Raw genomic sequence first — 6,234 nt, 5'->3', positions numbered from 1 at the left:
CGGCCGAGTCGTCGTGGGGCGCCGGGCGGCGAAGCAAGGGAAGCCACGAGACGGCAGCCGCCTGATAGCCACACCCAGCACCCCTGGGCGACCCAACCCTACGAATGGCTCGATCAACCCGATCAAGACGGTAGAGCCGCCTGAGTTCTTCCTCGACCGGAATCTCGGCCGCCGTGTCGCCGAGGGGCTGAGAGCCTGCGGGTGGAAGGTTCACCGCATCGGAGACGTCTTCCCGGACGACGGGCAGAGCGTCCCCGACGAGGAGTGGATCACTCACGGTCTCGACCGTTCCTGGGTCCCGCTCTCGAAGGACGGGCGGATCAAGACGCGGGACCTGGAGATCCGGCCTGTCCTGGAGCGCGAGGCGGTGCTGTTCTACCTCGACAACCAGCAGTTGCGCAGCGTCGAGATGGTCGAACGCCTCGTCGCGCGCCGTGATGCGATCCACCGGGCCCTCGAGAAGGGCGGTCCGGCGGCTTACGCCGTGCGGTACGACCGCGTCGAGCGCACGTGGCCCTGACGGGCCGGCGGTCGAACAGGCCCTTCTGCGCGCGATCCTCTGTCCGCTCCCCCTGCGTGGAGCAGTCAGAGCCGGCCGCCGCGCTGGTGGCTCGCGGTGAAGCGGGACGGGGGCGTGCCGAAGGCGCGGGTGAAGGCGGCGGTGAACGCTGCGGGAGAGGCGTAGCCGATACGGCCGCCGACCTCGCTGACCGACGCGGTGCGCAGCAGCGGGACGGCCGCGAGCAGGCGGGCGCGGGCCCGCCAGACGGCGGGACTGTCACCGGTCTCGGAGCGGAAGCGCCGGGTGAAGGCCCTCTCGCTCATGGCCGTGCTTGCGGCCCATGCCGCGTTGGTGACGCCGGTGTCCGGGGCTGCCAGGTACGCGCGGCAGAGTCTCGCCAGGTCGGCGGCGGCGGGGATCCCCACGTGGAACGGGAGCGGGGCGCGCTCGGCGATCTCGTGCAGGAGGAGCGCGGCAATGCTTCCCTCGCGCCCGGACAGGCTGTAGTCGGCGTCGAACTCGACAGCGGCCAGCAGCAGTTCGCGCAATAGCGGGGGAACGTCCACGACCGTGCAGGTGGCGGGCCACCAGGGGACGGCGTGCGGCTCGATGTACAGGCTGCGGGTGCTCACCCCCAGCATGCGGACCCGGTGCCGGGTAGCGGGCGGGATCAGTACGGCACGCTCGGGCGGAACGGTCCAGGCCCCCTCTGCGGTGTCGACGACCATGACGCCGGTGGCACCGTAGAGGAACTGCGCGCGCCGGTGTTCGTGCCAGTCCAGTACGAGGCCGGGCGGGTAGTCGGTGCCGATCGGCAGCACGGCCCGGTCGACATGGTCGACCTCGGTCAGCGGGACGTTCTTCACCCGTCCACCCTAGTGGCCGAGACGCGAAGGAACTGTGCCGACCATCGCATGCCGGAAGGCCGCCGGAGCTGGTGGGGTGGGGCCCATGGACGTCGTGATGTTGATCGCGGTCGGGCTCCTCACCGGGGTGACGACCGTGTTGTTCGGTTTCGGTGGCGGGTTCGTCGCGGTACCGGTCGTGGTGTGGGCCGACGCAGCACTCGGCGCGGACGCGATGCGGGTGGCGACGGCCACCTCGGCCCTGGTGATGGTGGTGAACGCGGGGTTCGCGACGGCCGTCACACCGCGGCGGGTGCTCCTCGCGCTCCGCGGCAGCGGCAGGCTGCTCCTCCTGCTGGCGGCCGGCGCCTCGGCCGGTGCGCTCGCCACGCGCCTGGCCCCGGCCGATCCGGCCCGCTGGGCATTCGTCGCGTATGTCGCTCTCACCATCGCCGACCTGCTGCTGCGCCCCGGCTTCCTGCGCCCGCCCACCCGGGCCGGGGGGACTTCCGATACTCCGCGTCCGCTGCCCGCCGTCCTTGGCGCACCGATCGGTGCGATCGCTGCCTTCCTCGGCGTGGGCGGCAGTGTGATGACCGTCCCCACGATGCGGCGGGCCGGGCACACGATGCATGTGGCGACCGCGCTGGCCAACCCCCTCACCCTCGCCATCGCGCTCCCGGCCACCGCGGTGTCCCTGGGCGTGGCAGCGGTCCCCGCCGCCACGGACGCACCGGTGCACCTGGTGGGCCTCATCGACCTCCGTGCCGCCTCGGCGCTGCTCCTCGGAGCTCTTCCGGTCATCGCGGTGCTGCGGCGGCGCCCGCTGCGGCTCCCCGACCGCACCTACGCCTGGGCGTACATCGGACTGCTTGCCGCGGTGGCGGTCGCGATGCTGCTCTCGGCCTAGCTCGGGGAACGGAGCCTACGGGACGAGCTCCCAGTCCTGTGAGCCGTCCGCCAGCGCGTTCTGCAGGGTCAGTAGCGCTCCGGCGGACGCACCGGTCAAGTAGAGGTTCGTGTTTCTGACCGACTGCAGCTTGTAGAACCCGTCGCCGGTCCTGATGAGGTTCCAGCTGCCCGTGGCGCTGTTGTCGACCCACTGGCCGATCCTCTGGCCGACCGTCGCGTTCCCTGTCCAGACGGCTGCCGCGCGGCCGCCCGACTTGTTCAGCAGAGTCACGCCACCCTGCGGCTCGGTCACCACGTGCCAGTACTGGGTGTCCGGATTCGCCGCTGAGCCGGCGGCCTCCAGGACGACGTCGGGAACGTCCCCGTTGCCGATGTTCGCGTCGTTGGTGTGGTTCCCGGTGCCGATCACCTGGTCGGTCCTGCGGTTCACCAACTGGTAGTAGGCGCCGCCCGAATGGCCGAGGTCGACCTCGGCGTAGGCGAGCGTCGAGGTGCCCTGGTTGTTGAGTATGGAGATGCGGCCGGTGCCCTCGACGTACTGCAGGTTGCGGCTGTAGCCGGCTCTCGAGGTCGTCTGGTACTCCTTCCAGACGCCGTTGCTGCGTCCGCTCTCGTTGACCCAGACGTTGCCGCTGCCGGCCGCGTTGTAGACCAGGCTTCCGCCGGGAAGCCTGATGAGGACCGGGCTGCCGCCTGCCGCGAGCGCACGGGAACCAGTGTCGACGGGCAGCCAGGTAACGCCGGTGCCGGTTGGGGAACCGCGGTAGAACTCCAGCGGGTTGTCGGCGATCACGTACCTGGTGTTGGCCCCGCCGCCCCAGTACTCGTAGGTGAGGAGCCACTTGCCGTCCGTGCTCCGGACGACGTTCGTCATGCCCGGCCGCCCGCCGCCGATCTCCGTCTTGCCGCCTCCCATGTTCTGGGTCAATCCCGCGATGTCGACGACGGGCGCGCTCCACTGCGCACTGCTGCCGTCCCAGGTCTTGTGGGCGAGGATCTGGCCGTGCGAATCCGTGGCGCTGCCGTTCGCGGGGTCCAGGGTCGGAACGCCGGTGGTCGCGTTGAAGCCGGTGTAGTCGTTCTCGTCCGAGTAGTAGCAGACGAGCTTGCCGTTGTAGACCATCAGGTACGGCTCCCAGAGGGGGTCCACCTGCTTGTTCGTGTTGGCGGTGGCGACGTTCTGGCCGATGGCGCCCGCGCTGCCGCCCTGCCAGCCGCCCGTTGCGACGACGTTGAGGACCTTCCACGACGCGCCCTCGTCGGTGCTGGAGTACAGGGCGATCGCCAGGTCCTTGCGGTCTCCGTCGTTCGACGGCGTCCAGTTCGGGTCAGCCGCCTTGTGCTCCTTGTAATAGGCGTCGTCGCCCGACACGACGCTCGCGAGGAGCAGCGTGCCCTGCTTCAGGTTCCCGACGTCCTGCGGAAGCGTGTAGAGGTACGGGTTCGTCCAGTTGCTCGTGTACTTCGCGTACTGCGGGTCGCTGGAGAGGTACGCCGGAGCCTTGACCTCCGACAGCGGCTGCCATGTCGTTCCGTGGTCGTCGCTCTTGTACACCGGGAGCGTCTGCCTGTCGGCGCTGCCCGTCGCCGGCACGACGGTGGACTTCTCGAACGACGCGACAAGGCGTCCACCGGGCAGTTGCGCCGACTTCGGGTAGACGGCGCAGTTGCCCCGCCCCTTGAGGCACGGTTCGCTGCCGAGCTGGTAGAGGATCCCGCCCGTCGGGTTGTACGCCTGCGCACTGGTCATGGGTATCGCCAGCATCGCGGATGCCGCGACGAACGTACCCAGCGCCTTCGCTGCTCTTCTTCTTTGCACAGCTACTCCTTCGGGGAGACGAGTACGCGTACGTCCCACGGGCCGAGGTCCAGCGCTGTGCCCGTGGGGAGGGACGTGCCGTTCAGGGCGTCGGAGAGGTCGGCCGGCGCCTGAACGCGGGCGGGCTCCCAGCTCCAGTTGTGGACGATGTGCACACGGCGTCCGTCGGGCGCTGTGCCGGTGGTCGTCGTGACGGAGGCCGGCAGGTCGCCCCAGCCGCTGCGGGCGGTCGGCGCCAGCCACTGGGCCAGGGCGCGGGCGAGGTCGCGGCCGGGGACGGTGCCGACGCAGGTGACCCGGCCGGCGCCGTGGCGGCGGGTGGTGACCGCGGGCCAGCGGCCGAAGTGCGGGTGGTCGTAGGCGGCGAGAACGTCGGCGTCGGTGACGGTGAGGCCGTCGGCCCAGTGCGTCGCCGTCGCGGTCGGCGGCAGTTGCAGCGGGCTGTCGGGCGCGGTGCGCACGGGGACGTCTTGGCGGAGGTTGCTGAATTCGTCGTAGGAGACGCCCGCGGCGTCCGTGAGGCGTCCGGGGGCTGGTTCGTGCCGGGCGCGGGCCTCGTGGTCGGCGTAGCCGGTGCGCGGGCCGAGGACCAGGTGGCCTCCGGCGTGGGCGTAGGCCGCGAACCAGTCGAGCGTCGAGTCGGCGGCGAGGTACAACGCCGGTACGACGAGGACGGGATGGCGGAGCACGGCCTCTTCCGGCGTCAGGCCCTCCCGCTCCCCGCGCGGGTCGTGCAGCTGGCGGGCGTGGACGATGCGCACCTGGCGGCCGGCGTCGAAGGCGCCGCGGTAGAAGGGGTCGAGGATGCGGTGGTAGGCGGCCGGGTCCGGTTCGCCGTCCGGCTTGGCGAGCGGCGGGTACTTCTGCATGAGCCACTTGCTGGGCGTCGAGTAGACCATCGTGATGTCGGCGTCCGGTTCGAGCCCCGCGACCAGGGGGCCCGTGGCCTCGAACTCCGCGCCCAGACGGGCGAGTTCGGCATAGATGCGACCGGGCTGTCCGGTGTGGGGCAGGATGCCGCCCCAGTAGGTCTCGGCGCCGAAGTGCAGTGTGTGCCAGTGCCAGTACTCGATCATCCGGGCGCCGCGCGCGACGAGCGCCCAGGCGGCCTGCCGCCACTGACCGTCGTAGGCGGGGAGGTTGTGCCACGGCTCACCGATGGAGCCGGCGTTGGTCTCGGTGACCAGGAACGGTTCCTGGCGTGAGGAGAACATCCAGTCGGCACTCTGGTACAGCGACCAGACGCCGGTGGTCCGCCACTTCTGCTCGTGGTCGTCGGGCGTGGGGTCGGGCAGCAGCAGGCCGTCCTGCATGGCGTAGTACGGGTTGCCGGTGGCGATGTCGAGGCGGTCGGTGAGCTCGTCGTCCTCCACGGCGGGGCGGGTGTAGGAGATGCAGGTGGTGACGAACTGCTCGGGGCGGGCGTACTCGCGGACGATGTCCGCCTGCCAGCCGATGAACTCGGTGCACTGGCGGGCCTGGAACTCCCGCCAGGCGACGTCGTACTGCGGCTGCGCGTTGCCGTCCGGGGTCCACAGGTCGGCCCAGGTGGACAGGCGGTGGGACCAGTAGACGAGGCCCCATTCGCGGTTGAGGGTCTCGACGTCGCCGTACTTGGCGCGTAGGTGGTCGACGAAGCGCTGGAAGACGCCGTGGTTGTGGAAGAGCTCCAGGCCCGGTTCGTTGTCGACCTGGAAGCCGATGACGGCCGGGTGGTCGGCGTACCGGGCGACGATCTTCCGGATGATCCGCTCGGCGTGGAAGCGGAAGGCGGGGTGGGTGAAGTCGACCTCCTGGCGGGCGCCCCAGCCGATGCGCTCACCGGTGCGCCGCTCCCCCGTGATCTCCGGGTACTGGCGGGCCAGCCACGGCGGTACGGCGTACGTCGGGGTGCCGAGGATGACGGAGATGCCGCGCTCGTGTGCGCCGTCCAGCACCGGCTGGAGCCAGTCGAGGTCGAAGCGGCCGTTCTCCGGCTCCCAGGTCGACCAGACCGACTCGCCGACCCGGATCACGGTGAAGCGGGCGTCGGCCATCAGGTCGAGGTCGGTCTTCAGCTGCTCGTCGGGCCGTACGTCGGGGCCGTACGCGGGCTGGTACTCGTGGTAGTAGGCAGCGCCGAACAGAACGCGGGCGGGCAGATCCGCCATGGACAA

At 70.7% G+C, this 6,234-nt stretch carries 5 protein-coding genes; 2 read left to right on the top strand and 3 right to left on the bottom strand.

The features are described 5' to 3' along the window. A partial coding sequence (locus AB0D57_RS09510; protein ID WP_362069323.1) for a hypothetical protein occupies positions 1-520 on the top strand: 520 nt, incomplete at its 5' end. Between the two features lie 65 nt (positions 521-585). On the opposite strand, the gene AB0D57_RS09505 is transcribed toward AB0D57_RS09510, so the two are convergent. Further along, a complete protein-coding gene (locus AB0D57_RS09505) occupies positions 586-1,368 on the bottom strand; it encodes a helix-turn-helix transcriptional regulator (protein ID WP_362069320.1) in 783 nt (260 codons plus the stop codon). An 85-nt stretch (positions 1,369-1,453) separates the two neighbouring features. Between AB0D57_RS09505 and AB0D57_RS09500 the strand changes: the two genes are divergently transcribed. Then, the gene (locus AB0D57_RS09500; protein WP_362069317.1) at positions 1,454-2,257 is read left to right on the top strand and encodes a sulfite exporter TauE/SafE family protein; all 804 of its coding nucleotides are present in this window, start codon (positions 1,454-1,456) and stop codon (positions 2,255-2,257) included. A gap of 15 nt (positions 2,258-2,272) precedes the next feature. Here AB0D57_RS09500 and AB0D57_RS09495 read toward each other — a convergent pair whose 3' ends face one another. Beyond that, positions 2,273-4,024, bottom strand: coding sequence for an RICIN domain-containing protein (locus AB0D57_RS09495; RefSeq protein WP_362069359.1), 1,752 nt, complete (start codon positions 4,022-4,024; stop codon positions 2,273-2,275). A 56-nt stretch (positions 4,025-4,080) separates the two neighbouring features. Then, positions 4,081-6,228 carry a beta-galactosidase gene (locus tag AB0D57_RS09490; RefSeq protein ID WP_362069314.1) on the bottom strand — a complete coding sequence of 716 codons (2,148 nt, stop codon included), beginning with the start codon at positions 6,226-6,228 and terminating at the stop codon, positions 4,081-4,083. Positions 6,229-6,234: the final 6 nt, after the last annotated feature.

The sequence above is a fragment of the Streptomyces sp. NPDC048275 genome, assembly GCF_040652275.1.
Taxonomy (GTDB): Bacteria; Actinomycetota; Actinomycetes; order Streptomycetales; family Streptomycetaceae; genus Streptomyces.
The sequence above is the reverse complement of the archived record's forward strand: the minus strand, read 5'-3'. Positions and strand labels throughout refer to the sequence as shown.

Bases quoted from the DNA above. Each gene is read 5' to 3' on its own strand.
- AB0D57_RS09500 (WP_362069317.1), top strand. From the start codon at position 1,454: ATGGACGTCGTGATGTTGATCGCGGTCGGGCTCCTCACCGGGGTGACG.
- AB0D57_RS09495 (WP_362069359.1), bottom strand. From the start codon at position 4,024: ATGCTGGCGATACCCATGACCAGTGCGCAGGCGTACAACCCGACGGGC.
- AB0D57_RS09490 (WP_362069314.1), bottom strand. From the start codon at position 6,228: ATGGCGGATCTGCCCGCCCGCGTTCTGTTCGGCGCTGCCTACTACCAC.